This window comes from Haloferax profundi (assembly GCF_001469865.1).
GTDB lineage: Archaea > Halobacteriota > Halobacteria > Halobacteriales > Haloferacaceae > Haloferax > Haloferax profundi.
Genome location: NZ_LOPV01000407.1, coordinates 1 through 792, shown reverse-complemented (window position 1 = coordinate 792; position 792 = coordinate 1). Strand labels below are relative to the sequence as shown.

The 792-nt window shown below is 60.2% G+C and carries 1 protein-coding gene and 1 pseudogene; both read left to right on the top strand.

The window, feature by feature from the left end; translation table 11 throughout:
- Nucleotides 1–187: hypothetical protein (locus AUR66_RS22760; RefSeq protein ID WP_231727901.1), on the top strand; the 187-nt coding region annotated here is incomplete at its 5' end.
- 63 nt (nt 188–250) lie between these two features.
- Nucleotides 251–792: pseudogene (locus AUR66_RS13950) on the top strand (hypothetical protein); the annotation flags it as partial.

The following is a 792-nucleotide window of genomic DNA, read 5'->3' as shown; positions in this document are numbered from 1 at the left end:
CCGGCTCGAAGCCAGTGAGACAGTAAGCCCTGCACAACAATCGACCCTCGGACAGATGGCTACAGCCATCGTAGAGGAGGTTCTCACGACTTCGATTGCGGTCCTCGATGACTCTGAAAGAGACGATGAAACAGTACGAACAGTGACCCGACTGTACGGTCTGGAAGTTGACTGCGAAGGTCGATAGATTTGGAGACCGGCGAAGATGTTCGGAGGTAGCGGTACGGGTCTCTGTGCGCTAGGGCCGGCTATGAGCGTCGTTCCAGGGACCATCGACACTGCTCGACAGCCCCCGATGACTGTGCCACTTCGGCACTTCGTCGTCGCCCTTGGCCTGTTACTCCTCGGGATAGGAATCGAACTCGGCGTCGCTGTCGGCGTCGTCCCGGGAACAGGCTATCTCGCACACGTACACCTCGTGCTCGTCGGCTGGGTGTGCCTCACCATCATGGGTGCGATGACACAATTCGTGCCTGTCTGGTCGGGCGTCGAACTCCACTCGCGACGACTCTCGACTGTGCAGTTGTGGTTGGTCGCCGGCGGATTGCTCGGGTTTGCTGGCTGTCTTCTCACGAGCAGACTCGGATGGCTCCCGGTGTTCGGCGGGACGATGCTGCTCGGGTTTTGGCTCTTCGTGTACAACGTCGGACGAACACTCGGGGCGACGTCGGAGTACGACGTCACCGAACGACACTTCCTCCTCGCGTTGGGGTTCTTCGTCCTCGTCTCGTCCGTCGGGGTCCTTCTCGCCGTCGACGGTGTCTATCCCGTCTTCGCGTCGCTCTCACTGAC